Raw genomic sequence first — 18838 nt, 5'->3', positions numbered from 1 at the left:
CGTTCCACTTGACCTTGCCGTTGATGTTGTTGAAGCAGTTGTTGCAGTCGATGTCCATGTCGCCGCCGTTCCAGCGGCCGCCCCACACACCCCAATCGTCCCAGTCGACGATCGCGGCGAAGGCAGCACCGGTCACAGCACCTGCAAAGAAGGCCGCACCCGGATACCAATAGGCCGGATAGGGTTCGTCATAGTAGCCGATCGGCGCCGGTGCATAATTCGGCTCGTACAGCATCTCCGGCGGATACTGCGGCACGTAGATCGTTTCAGGATTGGCTGCCTGGATGACGACGTTGTCGCCCTCCTGGACCACTTTTACTTTGTCGTCGGACTTGATGATGTTCTTGGCGACCGCCTCGTCACGCAGTTGCTGTATCGCGATCAGCACGTCCTTCTGCTGATTGGCGATCGCATCGCCGAAGGACTGCGTCCACTCGAGGTCTTCGCTCATCATCTTGACGATCTGGGGATAGTTGAGCAGCGAGATGACGCTGCCGTCCCAATCGTCCTTCGGCTTCATGTCGGGCTTCTTCTGGCGTGCCTCGAGGAACCGCTCCGCCTCGACGATCTGCAGCGGATAGAGCGCGGCAGCGGAAATCAGCGCCACCAGCTCGTCTGGATAGAGCGCAATGCGGGCAACCAGGATCTCGAGTTCGTCGTCGCTCAGCGGTTCCGGCGCCGTTTGCTGCTCAGTGGCCGGCGCACTCGCCGTCTGCTGTGCCAAAACTGCCGTGATGGGCGTTGAAACCAGTATCGTCACTGCGCTGCCAAGCGCGATGATCGTTTTCCGGATCATGATTTTCCTCCAAGCACAGAGGGTACTGATTCCCTTAACGAAATTGAACTCACCTCTGCCTCCATTACCGCGGCAGGGCGAGAGGGCAAGTACGCTACAATAATTGTCTTGGGTCAATTATGGGCCGAAGCGTTGCTCCAGGGAAGATACGTAACAGTTACATTGGCGTGCTTTGCGTGATTGCTGTTGCTTCTGTGAAAGGCGCTGGGCATCATCACATGCAAATAGTGATTAGCTTCAGTCGGCTATCCAATCCAAAATCCGAGTAATGGGGGGAGGCAGTATGATTGACTGGTTCGTAAGCACGCTTCGCACATATCCTGAGATTGCAATATTTCTCTCCCTGGCGCTTGGTTACTACTTCGGATCGTTTACGTATAAGGGCCTCGGCCTTGGCGCGGTAACGGCCACGCTGGTTGCCGCCGTCATCATTGGCCAGATCGGGATCACGATTTCGCCGCCTCTCAAGGCCACGTTCTTTCTGATGTTCCTGTTTGCGATCGGCTACGGCGTCGGTCCGCAATTCGTAAGAGGTATCGCGAAGGATGGCATCCCGCAGGCGTTGTTCGCCGTCGTAGTCTGCATATTTTGCCTCGGCGCGCCTTTCGTCGCCGCCAAAGTGGCCGGTTACGATGTCGGTTCCGCACTGGGGCTCTATGCGGGATCGCAGACCATCTCCGCGTCGATGGGCTTGGGAACGGACGCCATCAATCGTCTCGGCCTTGCGCCTGAGGAGACAAAGCGATTGCTGGATGCGATGCCGGTCGCCTATGCAGTTACCTATATTTTCGGCACTGTGGGATCGGCTATCGTTCTAGCCCTTTTTGGACCGGCGCTGCTGGGTATCGACCTGGAGGCTGAGTGCAAGCGCTACGAGGCGGAGCAGGGCGGCAAGAAGGAGGTGGGCGGCGCTGGAACAGCCTGGCATCATTACGAGTTGCGCGCCTATCGCGTTCGGGGGGATGGCCCTGTGGTCGGCAAGACGGTACGAGAGGCCGAATCCCTCATTCCCGAGCAGCGCGTGTTCATCGAGCGCATCCGGCGAGGGTCGAAAATAGAGGAAGCGACAGCGGATATGGTGGTTCAGGCGGGCGACGTTGTTGCCGTTGCCGGCCGCCGTGACGTGTTGGTGGGCCTGATCGGTCAGACTGCGGAAGAGATCGACGATCGCGAACTGTTGGCGGTGCCCATCGAGGGCGTCGACGTCCTGGTGACTGCCAAGGAAGCCAATGGAAAGACGCTGGCCGAACTGGCGCAGTGGCCGACTTCTCGTGGTGTGTTCCTGCGGCGGATCGCCCGTGGCGCAACGGCGACTGAAATCCCCATTCTTCCAAACACGGAGATCCATCGCGGTGACATCCTGACGATTGTCGGACGGACGCAGGATACTTCCGCGGCCGCGAATGCGCTCGGTGTTGCCGACCGCCCGACCGACGTCGCGGATGTTGCGTTTATTGGTGCAGCGATCGCGATCGGTGGCCTGCTCGGTGCGCTCGTATACAAGGTGGGCGATGTGCCGTTTACCTTGTCCACGTCCGGGGGTGCATTGATCTCCGGGCTTTTCTTCGGCTGGTTGCGCTCCGTGCGCCCGAAATTCGGCCGGATACCGACATCGACCGTCTGGTTCATGAATTCGGTCGGCCTAAACGTCTTCATCGCGGTGGTCGGCATCTCCTCCGGCCCTGGTTTTGTCGCCGGCTTGCAGCAGCTTGGCTTCAGCCTGTTCCTCTGGGGCATATTTGCAACGACTGTGCCCCTCGTGCTGGCAATGTATGTCGGAAAGTATGTGTTCCGGTTTCACCCCGCCATTCTGCTGGGATGCTGCTCGGGCGCACGCACGACGACAGCCTCGCTTGGCATGATCAACGATCGCGCCAAGAGCCAAATTCCTGGGCTCGGCTACACTGTGACCTATGCCGTCGGCAACACGCTTCTGACGATCTGGGGCATGGTGCTCGTAATGATGATGACCTAGTCATTTTCGGTTTGAATGGCGGCGCTGCGGCGCCCCCGTCTCTTTGCGAAGAGCCGCTCCTTTCCGGAGATGCGGCCTCGTTTCGGACACCCATGGTGAGTTGTTCGAAGCTTTTAACGGCAGAAGCCGAGACCGGGTTTCGAAATTGGTTCGTCTTATTTTTTGCGTCCATCTTAGCCGCGGCCACTAAGGGAGAACTGCAGATCAGTGGCCGCCGGCAGCCCATATAAAACTGAATTGGGAGCGCGCTATGCCAAGCAAGACCGCACAAGTAGACCAGTTTTTACTCGTCCATTCGGCGCGTGCCGACAACTGGCGTGAGATCACGACGCTGGCAGAGGCCTGGGCCGCCAATCGCGGCGCACGGGCAGCTCTGGAAGCGGCGATCACTGCCGTGGCGCCCGCGGAGGAATACCACGCCTATCCGGGCCGGCGATTGCTTATGGCTCTGACGGAGCGCATCGCCACCAATGATGCGGGCGGGGCAGCAAGGCTTGCGCGGCGTATCTCGAATGGGCTGCTCACTCATTCCTATCGGGGGCGTCAAAGCGAATGGGACGTGCATGACGAGATGTCGGGAACTGAGGTGACCGATATTATGCCGCCGGGAACAGGGGAGGCTAACGGACGCCGGCCCTACTTCGAAGTTCTGTTTGTCAACAGCCAGCCGGCCGCGCGCTGGGAGACGTTCGCAGCGGAGATCCGCAGGCTCCGGCGACCGGAGGACGGTTTTATCTATGAGCCTGTGCTGGTCGGGTCCTTCGAGGATGCCTTCTGCGCCGCCGCCCTGAACCCCGATATCATCGCCGTCGTCCTCGCCGAAGGTTTTCCTTACCGCTCGCGGCACGACGCGCCTGTGCTTCGCTCGGTACTCGATCCGCTTGGGGAAACCGAGGGGCCAGACATGTCGGCGCTCCGCCTGGCACGCAGCTTGAAGCGTATCCGGCCCGAGCTCGACGTCTATCTGCTTTCCGACCGGCAAGTCGAAAAGATCGCCGGAGACCCGACGGCGGATGCGGTGCGGCGTGTGTTCTACGCGGTGGAGGAGCCGCTGGAGATGCATCTTGCCATCCTCGAAGGCGTGCAGGCACGCTATGAAACGCCCTTCTTCGACAATCTGAAGAAATATGCACGACGGCCCATCGGCACATTTCATGCGCTTCCCATCGCCCGCGGCAAATCCGTCTTCAAGTCAGACTGGATCCGCGACATGGGCGAATTCTATGGGCTCAATCTGTTCCTGGCGGAAAGCAGCGCGACGACGGGTGGTCTCGACAGCCTGCTGGAACCTACTGGCACGATCAAGCGTTCGCAGGAGCTCGCGGCCCGCGCCTTCGGCGCTGATCACGTCTTCTTCGTGACCAATGGCACGTCCACTTCCAACAAGATGGCGGTGCAGGCGCTTCTGGCGCCAGGCGACATTGCGGTGGTCGATCGAAACTGCCACAAATCGCACCACTACGGCATGGTTCTGACCGGTGCGCAGCCCTACTACGTCGAAGCGTTCCCGATGACGGAATATTCGATGTACGGCGCCGTGCCGCTTTCGACGATCAAGCGAGCGCTCTTGGCCTTGAGGGCGGAAGGACGCCTCGATCGGCTGAAACTGCTCGACCTCACCAACTGCACTTTCGACGGGCACATGTATAACGTCAGGCGGGTGATGGAGGAATGCCTCGCGATCAAGCCGGACCTTATCTTCCTGTGGGACGAAGCGTGGTCCGGGTTTGCCCGGTTTTCACCCTTCTTGCGTCCACGCACCGCCATGGGCGCCGCAGCCGATATCGAGGACTGGCTGCACGATCCGGCCTCGGTCAGTGCCTATGAAAATCAGCGCGCTGACCTCGGGGATGATCCGTCTGACGAAGCGCTTCTTGCCGCGCGTCTGATCCCGGACCCGAAGCTCGTTCGCCTTCGGGTCTATCAGACCAACTCGACTCACAAGTCCATGTCGGCGATCCGGCAAGGCTCAATGTTGCTGGTCAAGGATGTAGACTTTCACACCGTCGAGGCCCAGTTCCACGAGGCGGTGTTCACGCATGCTTCCACAAGTCCGAACCAGCAGCTGATTGCCAGCCTCGACGTGGCGCGCAGGCAGATGGAGCTCGACGGTTATGGGTTGGTGATGAACGCGATCGAAATCGCGCTCAAGATCCGTCGGGCGATCAACGAGCACCCGCTGATCTCGAAATACTTCCATGTTCTGGGGGCCGATGAGATGATCCCGGCAGAGTATCGCCAGTCAGGGTTCAAGGATTACCTTGCACCTGGCTCTACCTGGGCCACGGCGGTCAAGGCGATGAAGGAGGACGAATTCTACCTCGATCCGACGCGCATGACGCTGGTGTGCGGAACGGCCGGCTTTGATGGAACGCAGTTCAAGGGGCTGCTGGCCAACGAGTACGATATCCAGCTGAACAAGACGTCGCGCAACAGCGTGCTCCTGCAGTCCAACATCAACAATACCCGCAGCGATATCGCGCACCTCGTTCGTGTCCTGGTCGAGATCTGCAATGATATCGAGAAGCGGCTTGTCAACGGCGGAGAGGCCGAGCGTGCAGCTTTTGCGGCACGGGTAAAGTCGCTGATGACCGATGTGCCGGATCTCCCCAACTTCAGTCACTTCCATGAAATGTATCGCGGCGACGCGGGGCGTACGACGCCGGAGGGCGACATGCGAGCCGCCTTCTTCAACGCCTATGACGCCTCCGTGTGCGAGTATGTGCCGCTCATTGGCGCTGAATGCGATCGGCGTCTGAGGGAGGGGCCTGAAATGGTCTCCGCCAACTTCGTTATCCCCTATCCGCCCGGGTTCCCGATCATGGTTCCGGGTCAGGTCCTGACGCAGGAGACAATCGACTTCATGCGTAAACTGGATGTGAAGGAGATCCATGGCTACGAGAAGGCTCGGGGACTGAAGCTCGTCAAACCCGATGCCGTCGCCGCGAAAACGAAGCGTCAGTCAAAAGCACGCTAGCCGCCGCGATGTGGAGGCGCTCCGACGTGGTTTTGTCCGCATGATCAACTTGCGCTTTCTGGGGAGTAGCGCAGCAGCCAGAGCATTTCGACGGGGTGACTGACACCCCGTCGCTGCAGTTCGTAAGAGGTTTTGGGGCGGCAGTGAACACGTCATAGCCTGGGATCTGGGCGAGGGGGAGCAAGTCTGGTCATGATGTGGGTCGAGCAATTCCTGATCAAGTATCCCGAGCTTGCGGTATTTCTTGCGATCAGCATCGGATATCTGATCGGCGGCCTCAAGTTGGGTGGCTTCAGTCTCGGACCGGTTACCGGCTCACTGTTTGCGGGCATCCTGATCGGGCAGTTCGCCGACGTCCCGGTTGCCGGCATGGCAAAATCGTTCCTGTTCCTCTTGTTCCTCTTTGGCATCGGCTACTCGGTCGGGCCACAGTTCCTGCAGGCATTGAAGCGGGACGGAATGAAGCCCGTACTGCTCGCGGTCGTCGTCTGTGTCACCGGGCTGCTGATGTCTGTCGTCGTTGCCAAGCTCCTTGGACTGGATCCCGGTTTTGCGGCGGGGCTTCTGTCCGGTTCTCTCACCGAAAGTCCGGCGATGGGTACGGCAACAGAAGCGATCAATGCGCTGCCGCTGCCCGAGGCTGACCGCGCGCGGTTCGTGGCGCACATCGCTGTGGCCGACGCTGTCTGCTACGTCTTCGGCGCGGTTGGCGTCATTCTTTTCTGCAGCGTCGTCGGCCCATGGTTGCTTGGCATCGATCTTGTTGCCGAGGCGCTGAAGCTGGAGAAGGAGTACGGCATTACCCGCAAGGCGGCAGGCGTCTCCTCCGCCTGGCACAGGTTCGAGATTCGCGCCTACCAGATCGCGGACGGCGCGCCAGTTGCTGGCCTGTCGATAGCCGCCGCCGAGGCGGCGTTGCCGGAACACAGACTTTTCATTCAGCGCCTGCGCCGGGCCGGCGCGATCATCGAGGCGGCCCCGGATGTCGTGATCAAGCCTGGTGATATCGTTGCTGTGTCCGGGACGAGGGAAGTGTTGGTGAGTGTCCTTGGACCGCGCGCCGAAGAGATCGAAGACCGCGAGCTCCTCGATGTTCCGGTAACAGTCTGCGATGTGCTGCTGACAAACCCTGATCTAAAAGGTCGAAGTATCGCCAATGTCGCCACGGAAACCTGGACCCGCAGCCTTTATCTGCGCGCCATTACGCGGGGAAGCCAGGATATTCCCATCGCTCCAGGGATCACGGTCGAACGCGGCGATATCCTGCGCCTGGTTGGGCCGGAGGCCGTCGTCTCAAGCGCCGCCAAGCGTATTGGTGTCGTGGTCGCCCCGCCGACAGCGACAGACTTCCTGGTCCTCGGTCTTGCGATTTTTCTTGGCGGGCTTGTCGGCGTTCTCGTCACGTTTCCAATCGGGGACATGCGGATTTCGCTCAGCACCAGTGTCGGCACGCTGCTCGCCGGGCTGGTGGTAGGGCATCTGCGCACGCGCTTTCCACTTTTCGGGCGAATACCGGATGCCGCGGTATCACTCATGACCTCGCTGGGCCTTGCCGCCTTTGTTGCAATGACCGGCCTTCATGCTGGGCCTGTCTTTGCATCGGCAATCGCCGAGGCAGGGATCGGGCTTCTTTTCGGTGGCATGATCGTCACCGCGGTTCCGATGATTGTCGGCCTTTACTTCGGCCGTTACGTACTTGGAATGAACCCCATCCTGCTCCTGGGCGGGCTCGCCGGGGCGCAGACGATGACAGCCGGCATGGCAGCCGTCCAGGACAGGTCCGGGAGCACGGTAGCAGTCCTTGGCTACACGCCCGCGGTCCCCATCGGGCACATCCTGCTCACGACCTGGGGGACGGTGATCGTCGGTATCATTGCCGGATGAAATCCCGACAGTCTAATCGATCAGCTGCAAAACTGGTGCGTAACTAGAATTCGCAACAGACTTCTAGAGTAAAGTGGCGAATACTGCTGCGAATCGTCAAGGCGAATCGCCGATGAGCTGAAAGGTGCTTTTGATGCGGCATGCATTATACGTTGTTTCACCCGCACTTCTCATTGCGACACTGGCGGGTGCGGGGTCTGCGGCGGCCCAGGAGCCGGCAAAACCGGCGCAGCAGCAAGGGCAAAACAGCAAGGAAGCAGAACATTGGATCCCGAAGCTGCGGGTCGGCGACGACAATGCCTATTTCGAGTTCTACGGTCAGATCAACAAAGGTCTGCTGATCAACGATGATGGCGGGCAAACGGAAAACTACTTTCCGGTCGACAACGGCAACTCGTCTTCACGCGCGGGCTTTCGCATCTATAGCCTCATGGAAAACGACTGGTCTTTCGGGGCCAATCTCGAATGGGAGTGGAACCCTTATTCGACAACCAATGTGAACCAGACGAACGAGGATCACTTCGACTGGGGAACCGACCTTATGCGCAAGGCAGAAATCTATCTGAATTCGAAGGACTACGGCAAGTTCTGGTTCGGCCAGGGCAGCATGGCCTCCGATGCGAGCGCCGAGGTGGATCTCTCCGGCACGGACGTGGTCGGCTATTCACTGGTGTCGGATATGGCCGGCGGACCGTTTTTCCGCAACGAGGACGGGACGCTGTCGACGGTCAATATCGGCGACGCGTTCACCGACTATGACGGTGTCGGCCGCAAGCTGCGCGTCCGATACGATACTCCTTCTTATGGCGGCTTTAGCCTTGCGACGTCGGTGGGAACCCAGGTTGTGCCAGAGCCAACCGACGTCACGGTCTGGGATATGGCGGTTCGATACAATGAGACCTACGATGCCTTCAAGGTTAGCGCGGCTCTTGCTTTTTCAAAGCCAGGCGGCAGCAACTCCATCTACGACGGGTCCGTTTCCATCCTGCACCTGGATACCGGTCTCAGCCTCACCCTTGCAGCGGGCTATTCCGACAAGGAGACGGTTGATGGGCGCTATGGTTACGTAAAGGTCGGCTATCAAGCTGACATCTTCGATGTCGGTAAAACTGCGTTTTCGGTCGACGCCTATTTCGGCAAGGACATAGCGGGCAAGGGTAGCAAGAGCGATGCCTTCGGGGCCCAGATTGTCCAGAACCTCGACTATCTGCAGACGGAGCTCTACCTTGGAGCCCGGAACTACTCACTCGATCAGGAGACCGCCGATCTTCAGGATAGCTTTGCTGTCTTGGGTGGGGCTAGAATAAAGTTCTGAGCCGCAGCCGGCTGCACAAGACCGGCAGCGTCGTTGATTTGAAACCGTAGACGAACTCTGGCGCCGCGCCGGCGTCCCGGTGGCTCCATTTGTCGAACTCGCCAAAAGCCGGTGAACCTTGCCAAGCGCTAGGAGCGACACCGTTGGTCGACGGCGCAGTCAGAAGGCAACGCGGATCGTTTGACTGTGGACGTAGTTCGTGGGGGCTGCACGTCCGCTCGCGGAAGACTGTACAGCCCCATCGCAGCTTCTGCGATCACGTTGGCAGCGACTTGCCGGACTGTTCGCTTACGATGTACTCGGCGTACCATGTCGGCCAGTCAGCATCACCTGGACCGGTTCGCCTCTTGTGCTCTCCGTGGGCAGCGTCGGCACGGCGCAGTGCGTCCGCAAGCTCTGTCGGGGAGGTGAACGTCGTGTCGTGCGTGCCCACGCGCCCAGGCAGCCGCGCCGTTACCTCCTGAAGCAGCCACCCGTTGCCGTCCGGATCGTTGAAGGAGACGTAGGAGCGATAGCTGCGTCGTTCAGGATCGGCACCGCGGACCCGGAGCCGTCCGAACAGGTAGGGCTCGTCTGGACCGGCGTGCATGTCTCCGGCATCGTGAAACACTTCGCTGACCTCGACGCCGTGCCTGAGCAAATCGTTGCGAGCAGCTTCAATGTCGGAGACAATGAGGTACAGACCTTGGGTGGAACCGGGTGCCGCCGCCGTCACGTTCCTGCCGAAAATGACCGAGGCGCCAGAGCCGGGTGGCGTAAACTGAACCACCCGGTAGTCGTCCGGGCCGACGAAATCGGCGTCGAGCCGCCAACCTAGCTTGCTGTAAAAGGCTTTGGCACGCGACACGTCGACAACGGGGATGACGATGACCTCCAGCTTCATCTCGACGGTCTGCTCTCGTTTGGTTTCGAATTCGGTTGTCATGGTTTTCTCCTTTCTCGGCTAGCGCACGGATCTGAACGCCGCCCTGAGTTCGCGAGCGAAAATCATCGGCTGCTCCCAGGCGGCGAAGTGTCCGCCCTTTTCGGCGTGATGATAGTAGATGAGGTTGGGATAGGCCCTTTGGGTCCAGCTCCGCGGCGCCTCATATTGCTCGCCGGGAAAGACGCTGACCGCCACGGGGATCTTGACGCCCTTGGCGTTGAAGAAGCCTCCCCTGTACTCCCAATAGAGGCGCGCCGCGGAGACGCCCGTATTCGTCAGCCAGTAAAGTGTGATGTTGTCGAGAATCTCGTCTCGAGTAAGTTCGCCGGAGGCGCTTTCGTACCGGTTTAGGGCCTCGACGACGGCTGCTGCGGGCTGGCCGCCACCGTCGCCATGATCAAGCATATAGGATGCCAAGGCGACGGGCGAATCGGCGAGGCCGTACAATGTCTGCGGCCGGCTCGCCATCAAGGTATAGATGGCCACGTGTTTGTAGGTGAAGAGGAGTTGCTCGTAGGCGCGTTTTTCGTCGGTGGAGAGACCCGATGGCGGCGGCTCGCCGGCCAAGGTCGCCCTATCGATATCCGCCGGAACCGCACCGGGCATGTTGGTGTGGATGGCCAAAAGACCCGAAGGTGCCTGCAATCCCATCTGATCCACGACAAACGCGCCCCAATCGCCGCCTTGGGCGACATAGCGTTGATAGCCGAGGCGCTTCATGAGCACATCCCACGCCTTGGCCATGTGCTCGGGGCCCCAGCCGGTCGCCGTCGGTTTGCCGGAGAACCCATACCCCGGCATCGACGGGATGACCACGTCGAACGAATCTTCGGCTTTGCCGCCATAGGCGACCGGGTCGGTCAAAGGACCGATCAATTTGATCTGTTCAAGAATCGACCCTGGCCAGCCATGGCTGATGACCACCGGCAGTGCATTGGCATTCTTCGAACGAACGTGGATGAAGTGGATGTCCAGCCCGTCGATCTCTGTGACGAATTGCGGGTAGGCATTCAGTTTCGCCTCCCCCTTTCGCCAGTCGTAATCTGTCGCCCAATAGCGAGCGAGATCCTGGACCGTCTTGAGCGGTACGCCCTGGGACGAATCCGGGACGGTCTCCTTCTCGGGCCAGCGCGTGGCAAGGATGCGCTGGCGGAGATCGGCGAGTTGTTCGTCCTTGATGTCGGCACGGAAAGGACGGATCGAGCCACTGCCCGCGGCCCGCAAAGTCCGGGGAAGCAGGCTGATGGCTCCGACGGCAGCCGTCGTCGCAAGAAATTGACGCCGTGTCGGCGATGCTGTGATCGTGGATGCGGTTGCAGGCATGATGGTCTCTCCTCGGTATGCTCGATCCACCTGGATGAGCGTTCTTTGACAGGCCAGAGGATGACAGGCGGCAACACGCCCCGCTTGCAGGCGACCGTGATTTTATCTTGAGATTTCCTTGATTTTTTCAGGGTTCGCCTGTGATAGACTGCCGTCTCGCGAGGGAGGCTCAATCTTGTTGTATGTCTTCGGCGAGTTTGTGCTGGATACTGACCGGCGCGAATTGCGCGGAAGCACAGGGCTGGTTCGCGTCGAGCCACAGGTCTTCGATCTTCTTGAGTACTTGCTTCAAAATCGCGATCGAGTGGTCACGCGGGACGATCTCTTCAACTCGATCTGGAAGGGGCGGATTGTCTCGGACGCTACGCTGAGCAGCCGCATCTCGGCTGCTCGATCGGCCATCGGCGATGATGGCGAACAACAGCGACTGATCCGTACTCTGCCAAAGAAGGGCATACGGTTCGTGGCGCCCGCTCGCGAAGAGGTCGGCATCCCGATTGAACGTCACCAGCGCGAATGCGCTGAACGCTGCGTGGATGGGACGCACAAGATTGCCGTGATCTTGGCTGCCAACATCGCCGACTATGCCAGAATGGTAAGGGTCGACGAGGAACGCACCTTGACCCGATTGCGAAACTTGCGAGCCGACCTGATAGACCCGGCTATCTCGGGGCATCATGGGCGCGCCGTGATCCGCACAGGGGATGGCGCGGTGTTCGAATTCCCAAGTGTTGAGGATGCGGTGCGATCCGCGGTCGAGGTGCAGACAGGCATGCTGGAGCGCAACGCCGGTCTACCCAGCGAGCGACGCTTCGAATTCCGGATGGGCATCCACGTAGGCAACGTGGTCGAAGCGGACGACGGGACGCTGAGGGGAGAGGCCGTGGGCATCACCGCGCGGCTGGAGAGAATTTGCGAGGCTGGGTGCCTCTGCTTGTCGGAAGACGCGTATCACGAGGTCCAGGCCAAGCTTCAGCATGGCTTTGTTGACCTGGGTGAAAGGGAGCTGAAGGATGTACCGCGACCAATGCGGGTCTTTTCGATCGGAACGGCATCGACCACGGTTGGTTCTGCATTTGGGACAGCCCCGGCGCCGCTGCCGCTCCCGACGAAACCGTCGATCGCCGTACTTCCATTCCAGAACATGAGTGGCGATCCGGACCAGGACTACTTTGCCGATGGTATCGTAGAAGACATCACGACGAAGCTTGCTCGGGTAAAATCGTTCTTTGTGATCGCGCGGAACTCAAGCTTCACCTACAAAGGGAAGGCCGTGGATGTCCGGCAGGTCGGGCGCGAGCTTGGCGTCCGATATGTGGTCGAGGGCAGCGTGCGCAGGGCGGGCAGCCGCGTTCGCTTGACCGGGCAGCTCATCCAGGCAGAGACCGGACAGCATATCTGGGCGGATTCCTTTGATGGTGAGCTCGCCGATGTCTTCGACCTGCAGGACCAGATGACGGCGAGCGTTGTGGCAGCGATAGGGCCATCTCTGTTCCAGGCCGAGATTGAACGAGCCAGCAACAAGCCCACCGACCGGCTGGACGCCTATGACTACTACCTGAGGGCACTGCCGCACTTTTACGCGTTGACGGGTGAGGGGCTTGATAGAGCCGTCGCTCTTCTCAAGGAGGCGATCGGCATCGACGCGAACTTTGCCGTGGCAAAGGCCTTCGTGGCACGGTGTTACGCCTGGTGCAGTGCTCAAGGGTTGAGCCTTGCGCTACAGGAGCAGCGGGAGACGGCAATCCGGCTCGGGCGGGAGGCTCTTCAGGACGGCGCCGATGATCCGTACGTGCAGTGGATGGTCGGCTTCGTAATGTGGCAGCTGCGTGTTGATCCCGAGGGTGCCCTCGAACTTTTTGACCGGTCGCTCGCCGCGAACGCCAATTGCGTGCAGGCTCTCACCTTTCAAGGACAGGCTCTCGCAACGACCGGGCACCTGGACGAGGCCATGAGCCCGTTGCTGAAGGCACTGCGGTTGAGCCCATTCGATCCCGAGGCCTTCTTCACCATGTCGGCGCTCGGTTGCGCCTACATGCTCGCAGCGCGCTTCGACGAAGCTCTTCAATGGACGACCCGCGCCCTTCGGGCCAGGCCAGGCTTTGCGCCGGCCCTGCGATTTCATGCAGTGTGTCTGGCGGAGCTCGGCCGCCCGCGCGAAGCGCATGAAACGGTCGAGCATCTCCTGCAGCTCGAACCCAGCGTAACCCTTGATACTTTACGTCGTCGGGTACCAATTTACGACGCGCGCCTGATGAGCGCCTATCTGGACGGCCTGCGAAAAGCTGGCGTGCCGGAGTGAGGCAGCGGGTTGCTCAAGCCGGCAATCCGGCGCGGCGCAGGCCCTCACGCAATCGATCTACGTCCTCGTCTCGCCGCAGATACAAGACATCCACGAGCCAATCCACGTATTCGCTTGGGCCGGCGGCCGGATCGCCGTGCCATGACGCGCGAACTGACTCGATGCAGGCCCTGCCACACTGCCGTGCCTCTTCGAGGCGCCCCAAATGTCCGAAGGCCGCTGCGCGCAGAGCCATATACCGTGGGTGTCGCCGGCTGGGTGCGTCCAGTATTAGTCGCTCCAATGCGTCGGCTGCTTCCTGGTAGCGTCCGAGCCGAAACAGGACGTGCGAAAGGTAGTAATTGTACCAGGTCGGGTGGCTTGGGTTGAGCCGAAAGGCAATCTCGGCGGCATGCAAGGCCAATTCGGGCTTTCCGTTGCACGACTGGATCCAGGCCCAGAAAATCTGGATCAGAGGGTCGTTCGGGTTCAAGGCGCGGGCAAGGCTCAAATGTCGCTCGGCCCGCTCGAATTCGCGCCACATCAAGCACATGTATCCGAAGGTGGAGTGCACACGCGCGTCGTTGGGGTCGTTCGCCAGGGCTTCCTCGGCCTGGTGAAACGCCGCGATCCGGTTTTCGTCCTTGTCTCGCGGCACTCCGACGCCCGTCTCGACCGAACGAGTGAGGTATATCCAGGCTAGACCCGTATGGGCGCGGGCAAAGCCTGGGTCAATCCGGAGTGCCTCTTCGAACAGTGCCTTCGCACGCGCTTGTGCCTCTGGCGTGAATACGTCGGAAAGTCGATTCCCCTGGAGGAAGAGGTCATAAGCCTGAATGTCTTCTGGCTGACGTCGTCGGGCTGCGACTTCGCTGTCCTGGATGATCCGTTGGGCCACCATTGCGACAATGCTCTGGGAGATCTCCTCCTGAACGGCGAATACGTCCTCGAGTGCGCGGTCATATCGCTCGACCCAAAAATGGGCACCGCTCGCAGCGTCAATGAGCTGGGCTGTGATGCGAACGCGCCCGCCGGCCCGGCGGACACTACCCTCGACAAGGTATCGGACCCCGAGCGAACGCCCGATCTCGCGTGCGTCGACATTTTTTCCCCGGAACGAAAAGGAAGAGTTTCGCGCGACGACCATGAGCTCGCGGAAGCGCGAGAGTTCCGTGATGATGTCTTCGCTGATGCCATCGCTGAAATAGACCTGTTCGGGGTCGCCGCTCATGTTTTCGAACGGCAGCACCGCCACCGTAGGTTTATCGCCCACCGCCCAGGCGTTTCTCGCGCCGTCCCCAGCATTGTCCAGTACCAAGCCGTAAGTCCTTACGGGCCGTGCGATATTTTTCAGGTGCCGCTCACCGGCGAACTCGAAGCGACAATCGAGCTTTCCAGAGAGCTGGTCGTATGCTGTTCCGGAGATAAGGAGGCCACCTGGCGGGCAACACTGTTCCAATCGGGCCGCCACGTTGACGCCATCCCCCAGCAGGTCCTCGCCATCCACCAGTACGTCGCCCAGATTGATGCCGATACGCAAGACGATCCGCCGCTCAGCCGGGATTTGCGTCTGATGTTCAGGCAATTGCTTTTGAACCGCAGCGGCGCAGGCTACAGCCTCCACAACGGAACCGAATTCAGCGATCAGGCCGTCGCCCGTCAGCTTGAAGAGGCGCCCATGATGCTGCGCCAACAGAGGCTCGAAGAGGGTCCGGCGGAGGTCCGTGACTGCCACAAGTGTCGACGCCTCGTCCAATTCGACGAGCCGTGAGTAGCCGACAATATCAGCAACGAAGATTGCCGCCAGCCTGCGTTCTCCGAGGATGCTCATCTCCTCGCCCCTTATGCTGCCAGATGCTCTTGGCCACACAAACCGAACCCAGCCACAATAGCCCAGCGACGGCTCCCCGACCATCTCCCCATTTGGAGACTGAGCGGGTTGCCATATTGGTCACACTGCGGTCGGGTAACTGCGTCTCAACGATTGGCGGCTAACGTCGGCCAATGATCTGGGAATATGTTCAAAAAATGCTTGCCGTGGCAGGGCTCAGCCTTGTGCTGCTCGCATCGCTGGGTCTCAAACCACTCAGCGCGGCTGGAAATGCGGAGATAAGCAGTTCCTGCTGGAAATCGGCGGGGCTTTCGGACGATCTCGCAACTCTTGCTGTCTCCCCGGAGCGCTGGATCTGCGCGGATCACGCCTATTCGATCAAAGGCGATCGCGTACTACTGCGCTTCGAAATCGAAGCGAGTGATGTCCTTCCCCAGTATCTCTTCTCAAGGCGTAGCGCACTTGCAGCGGTACATTTGCTGGCAATCGATCGGGACGGCTCCATCCACCAAGCCTCGCTGTCTTCGAGTGAGCTGCTAAGCGCCTTGTCCGGCGGATATTTCAAGGCAGCACTTCCACGCCTCACCAGCGATACACGCCAGATTGTGGTCGCCTTTGATTTGCCAAGCCACACGATGACGCTTGAGAACGCCCGTATTGGACCATCGGACCTTCCTATAGACATTTCCCGTACGCGGTCGTTCCTTCTTTTGGCAGCGCTGGCCGGCATGCTCTCTATGCCGCTCATTTTCAACGCGGCGTTTTACCGGGTCCTGCGAGAGCCGTTCGTCCTATGGCATACCGCGCTCGCGGTCTGCTTGCTGTTGACCATCCTGGTCTCTTCCGGTCTTGCCGTCGTCATATTCGATCCGCCGGCAATGACGTTGAGCTGGATGACCACGATAATCTTCGGCCTGACAATTGCTTCCGGGGCAATGTTCACCCGCAGCTTCATCGAACCAGGCTTGTTGCGGCCGCTCCTGCGTAACGCGCTCCTTTATTGCGCAGGATGGGCGCTGTTCCTGAGCACTTTCCACGCGGCATTTCCGTTCGTGGCGCGCCCAATTCAGTCTACCCTGTACACGGCAGCCTTTGCCCCGGTGCTTGTCGTCTTTGTGCTGTCTCTTGCAGACGCGCTGAGACGCGGAAGCCGGGCGGCCGGGTTTCAGGCGATCGGCTATATACCCATGATGTTTACCGGATTGGTGCGTCTGGTAACTGGCGTCGTTCCGTGGCTGCAGTCGCACGACGCCATGCTCCTGTTTTATGTGGGCTGCGTGTGCGAGGTCCTGTTTACGACACTTGGGCTGGCGGATCGCTTCATGTCGATTAGGCGCCAGCGCGACCATGCTCGATTTGAAGCGGATATGCTCGAGCGCCTATCTGAGCGCGACCCCCTAACGGGATTGCTTAACCGGCGAGCCATTGATGAGAAGTTCGAAACGATGCGTGCCGAGGGCTACTGCACACTTGCGGTACTCGATTTAGATCACTTCAAGGCAGTCAACGACATTCACGGTCACGTTGTTGGCGACGATGTATTGAGAGCCACGGCCAAGGCGCTTCAGGCAGATGAGGATGTTCAAGCCTTCCGGCTTGGCGGCGAGGAGTTTGTCCTTCTTGTGCGCGGCGGCGACGCAGAAGCGAGGGCGGATCGTCGACGCCAGGCCATTTCCTCAATCGTCGCCAACGCAGTTCCTGGACTTAGCAGCCCTGTAACCGCCAGTATGGGCGTTGCGTTCGCACCGCCAGGTGCCGCTGTAGAATTCTCAACACTTTACGAACAAGCCGACAAGCTGCTCTATGATGCAAAACGCGCCGGTCGAAATCGAACCAAAGCCGCGTTGGTTGAAGGAGCGGCAAGAAAGGTCAAGACACCCTCTGGTCACCGCGAGCCTGTGCCGGCTCGCAAAGGCGAGCCAGCACAAAAGCTTCGATGGTAACGGCCTCGCGCTGATCGAAGCGGCCGACGATGCCCGCGCCCTCTGGCTCGCCCAGGACATCTCCGAAGCCAACGCCATCCGCGGCTTTAGCGGCGCGCACTTCAACCGTCGGCGAAAAGGTTATACCTTTTGCCAGGACTGTCTGGGCAAGGAGCCGGCGGTGACGTCCTGGATCAACCAGATCAAGCCCCACATGTTCGCTCACCTGCCGAAAGGAGAAAAACCGGGCGACGTCGCAGCAACACGCGAGGTCCGGATCACATGCGATAGTTGAGTGCGCGTCGAGAGCCGGAGTATACGGGAAGGCCTGTTTTACACCGAGATTGCAACTTCGCTGGCAAACGGCGAAACATTGACAGGCCGGCGCGACCGGCCCCGTCGATCTCTGGAGAACGATCATGAGCGCAACCAGGCTTTTCTCACCCTTTGAATTGGGATCGCTTACGCTGCGAAACCGCATCGTCATCGCCCCAATGTGCCAATATTCGGCGACCGACGGGCAGATGAACGACTGGCATCTCATTCATCTCGGTAATCTGGCCCTGTCGGGAGCGGCGGTGCTCACCATCGAGGCCACGGCAGTTCTGCCTGAGGGCCGCATTTCCTATGGCGATGTCGGGCTTTATTCGGATGCCTGCGAGCACGCCATGGGCCGGGTCCTGGACGGCGTGCGGCGGTGGTCCGACATGCCGATCGCCATCCAACTCGGCCATGCCGGACGCAAGGCTTCCAGCGAAATCCCATGGAAAGGCGGACGCCAGATCAATCCGGCGGGCGAGGGGGGCTGGAAGACCGTTGCCCCGAGCGCTGTCCCTTTCCACGAGGATTATGACCATCCGGCGGCGCTCGATCGCAGTGGCCTTGCGAGGGTCCGGGCGGCCTTCGCCGATGCTGCCAGGCGCGCCGCCGCTCTCGGATTGGACGCTGTCCAAATTCACGGAGCGCACGGCTATCTCCTGCATCAGTTCCTCTCGCCGCTCTCCAATCGGCGCACGGACGATTATGGTGGGTCGCTCGAAAACCGCATGCGCTTTCCTCTTGAGGTCTTTGAAGCCGTTCGCGAAGCGTTTCCGGCGGACCGGCCGGTGACGATGCGGGTCTCGGCGACCGACTGGGTGCAGAACGGCTGGGATATCGAGCAAACCGTCACCTTTTGCCAGGCGCTGGAAGCCCGTGGCTGCTCAGCCATTCATGTCTCGTCGGGCGGCCTTGCGTCGAACCAGCAAATTACGATCGGCCCAAGCTATCAGGTACCCTTTGCGCGCGCCGTCAAGGAAGGCGTGGGAATACCGGTCATCGCCGTGGGCCTCATCACAGAGTTCGAGCAGGCCGAAGCGATCCTGACGATGGGCGATGCCGACCTCGTCGCGATTGCCCGCGCCATCCTTTATGATCCCCGCTGGCCCTGGCACGCGGCGGCGCATTTCGGTGAGCGGGTATGGGCGCCCGATCAGTATCTGCGATCGCAGCCCCGACAGCTCCGCCATCTCTTCGACCTCTAGGCATAGATCAGGACCCGGTTGCGGCTTTTACATCCCGATTTCAGGTGAAGCGCGCAGCGAAAAATCCGGCGCCGAATTTTGACCTA

General features: G+C 60.2%; 11 protein-coding genes and 1 pseudogene. 8 read left to right on the top strand and 4 right to left on the bottom strand.

Translation table 11 applies throughout. The annotated features are described in order from the left end of the window. A partial coding sequence (locus tag I8N66_RS28135) for a DUF3300 domain-containing protein (RefSeq protein WP_291160976.1) occupies positions 1 to 796 on the bottom strand: 796 nt, incomplete at its 3' end. Between the two features lie 283 nt (positions 797 to 1079). Between I8N66_RS28135 and aspT (I8N66_RS28130) the strand changes: the two genes are divergently transcribed. The 4 genes from aspT (I8N66_RS28130) (at position 1080) to I8N66_RS28115 (ending at position 8947) form a co-directional block, all read left to right on the top strand. Beyond that, entirely contained in the window at positions 1080 to 2771 is a 1692-nt protein-coding gene (gene aspT, locus I8N66_RS28130; protein WP_291160973.1) for an aspartate-alanine antiporter, read from the top strand. A gap of 250 nt (positions 2772 to 3021) precedes the next feature. Further along, on the top strand, positions 3022 to 5748 hold the full coding sequence (locus I8N66_RS28125; protein ID WP_291160970.1) for a decarboxylase: 2727 nt from the start codon (positions 3022 to 3024) through the stop codon (positions 5746 to 5748). A gap of 192 nt (positions 5749 to 5940) precedes the next feature. Beyond that, entirely contained in the window at positions 5941 to 7632 is a 1692-nt protein-coding gene (aspT, locus tag I8N66_RS28120; protein WP_291160967.1) for an aspartate-alanine antiporter, read from the top strand. 133 nt (positions 7633 to 7765) lie between these two features. Continuing rightward, positions 7766 to 8947 (top strand): porin, encoded by a 1182-nt coding sequence (locus I8N66_RS28115; protein WP_291160964.1) that lies wholly within the window; start codon positions 7766 to 7768, stop codon positions 8945 to 8947. Between the two features lie 256 nt (positions 8948 to 9203). Here I8N66_RS28115 and I8N66_RS28110 read toward each other — a convergent pair whose 3' ends face one another. Further along, complete coding sequence (locus I8N66_RS28110) at positions 9204 to 9872, bottom strand: VOC family protein (RefSeq protein WP_291160961.1); 669 nt, start codon at positions 9870 to 9872, stop codon at positions 9204 to 9206. An 18-nt stretch (positions 9873 to 9890) separates the two neighbouring features. After that, entirely contained in the window at positions 9891 to 11195 is a 1305-nt protein-coding gene (locus I8N66_RS28105) for an epoxide hydrolase family protein (protein WP_291160958.1), read from the bottom strand. Positions 11196 to 11370: 175 nt separating this feature from the next. On the opposite strand from I8N66_RS28105, the gene I8N66_RS28100 reads away from it, so the two are divergent. After that, on the top strand, positions 11371 to 13497 hold the full coding sequence (locus I8N66_RS28100) for a winged helix-turn-helix domain-containing protein (protein WP_291160955.1): 2127 nt from the start codon (positions 11371 to 11373) through the stop codon (positions 13495 to 13497). A gap of 13 nt (positions 13498 to 13510) precedes the next feature. On the opposite strand, the gene I8N66_RS28095 is transcribed toward I8N66_RS28100, so the two are convergent. Then, positions 13511 to 15307 (bottom strand): adenylate/guanylate cyclase domain-containing protein, encoded by a 1797-nt coding sequence (locus tag I8N66_RS28095; protein WP_291160951.1) that lies wholly within the window; start codon positions 15305 to 15307, stop codon positions 13511 to 13513. A 173-nt stretch (positions 15308 to 15480) separates the two neighbouring features. Between I8N66_RS28095 and I8N66_RS28090 the strand changes: the two genes are divergently transcribed. The 3 genes and pseudogenes from I8N66_RS28090 to I8N66_RS28080 all read left to right on the top strand — a co-directional run bounded on the left by I8N66_RS28090 (position 15481) and on the right by I8N66_RS28080 (position 18752). Then, positions 15481 to 17250, top strand: a complete 1770-nt coding sequence (locus tag I8N66_RS28090) for a diguanylate cyclase (protein ID WP_291160948.1) — start codon at positions 15481 to 15483, stop codon at positions 17248 to 17250. Further along, a pseudogene (locus tag I8N66_RS28085) lies at positions 17243 to 17356 on the top strand (ring-cleaving dioxygenase); the annotation flags it as partial. The gene I8N66_RS28090 and the pseudogene I8N66_RS28085, both read left to right, overlap by 8 nt. A gap of 292 nt (positions 17357 to 17648) precedes the next feature. Then, positions 17649 to 18752, top strand: a complete 1104-nt coding sequence (locus tag I8N66_RS28080) for an NADH:flavin oxidoreductase/NADH oxidase (protein WP_291160945.1) — start codon at positions 17649 to 17651, stop codon at positions 18750 to 18752. Positions 18753 to 18838 lie beyond the last annotated feature (86 nt).

Origin of the sequence: Ensifer sp. SSB1 (genome assembly GCF_016652895.1) — a bacterium.
Taxonomy (GTDB): Bacteria; Pseudomonadota; Alphaproteobacteria; order Rhizobiales; family Rhizobiaceae; genus Ensifer.
This window is presented reverse-complemented; position numbering and strand designations above follow the sequence as displayed.